This window comes from Vibrio sp. YT-18, from assembly GCF_033337345.1.
In the GTDB taxonomy this organism is placed as follows: Bacteria; Pseudomonadota; Gammaproteobacteria; order Enterobacterales; family Vibrionaceae; genus Vibrio; species Vibrio alginolyticus.
The window spans coordinates 1-1,169 of record NZ_JAWOQO010000181.1; the positions used below are offsets into that span (position 1 = coordinate 1).

The window sequence follows — 1,169 nt, forward strand, 5'->3', positions numbered from 1 at the left end:
GGTTGCCATCACGCTGCCCGATTGCACGCTTAGGTAATTCAACTTGTAGAAATCATCTTCTTCACGCAAGTTGGAGAAGTGCATTAGTGCTTCCAAATCGTAATCAAACACTTGGCCTTTACGGTCGGCCAGTTTCAAGAAGTCGGCGTACAGTGCGTCTAGGTTGTACTCATCTTCTTTATAACCCATGGAATCCATGTGGCTCTTCACCGCCGCTCGGCCGCTACGACTGGTTAGGTTAAGCGCTTGGTTCTTAAGACCAATCGACTCAGGCGTCATGATCTCGTAAGTGTTCTTGTTCTTTAACATGCCGTCTTGGTGGATACCTGAAGAATGGCTGAATGCATTGGCACCCACGACCGCTTTGTTGCATTGGATCGGCATGTTGCACAGTTGACTCACTAACTTCCTAGTACGATGGATTTCTTCGTGCTTGATCCCCGTGCTTACGCCCAGAAGCTCTTGACGCGTCTTGATGATCATCGCGATCTCTTCTAGTGAGCAGTTACCCGCACGCTCGCCGATACCATTGATGGTGCCTTCAATTTGGCGAGCACCGGCTTGTACTGCTGCAATTGAGTTTGCGACCGACATGCCCAAGTCATCATGACAGTGCACAGAAATGATGGCCTTGTCGATGTTCGGCACGCGGTTGAAAAGCGTTTGGATGATGCCACCGAACTCGCTTGGCACTGTGTAGCCAACGGTATCGGGAATGTTGATGGTACTTGCGCCAGCATCAATTGCGGCTTCAACCATGCGACATAGATTGTCGATTGGCGTACGGCCTGCGTCTTCACAAGAAAATTCGACATCATCGGTATAGTTACGCGCGTGTTTAACGGCGTTGACCGCCATTTCAAGTACGTCATCGTAACTGCGGCGTAGCTTGTCTTGAACGTGAATCGTGGAAGTGGCTAGAAAAGTGTGGATACGGAATTGGTCAGCAACTTTTAGCGCCTCAGCTGCGGCATCGATGTCTTTCGCAACGGCACGCGAAAGGGCACAAACTCGGCTATTTTTGATGTGTTTTGCAATAGTTTGTACGGACTCGAAATCGCCAGGGGAAGAGATAGGAAAACCTGCTTCGATAACATCAACGCCCAGCCTTTCAAGCGCATAGGCAATCTGCAGTTTTTCTTTAACCGTCAAGCTTGCTGACAACGCTT

The 1,169-nt window shown here is 49.5% G+C and carries 1 protein-coding gene; it reads right to left on the reverse strand.

Features of this window, described 5'->3' with window-relative positions; genetic code table 11:
- Positions 1 to 1,169, reverse strand: a 1,169-nt coding sequence (gene leuA / locus R7M72_RS25290; protein WP_318056481.1) for a 2-isopropylmalate synthase, incomplete at both ends; no start/stop codon positions are given.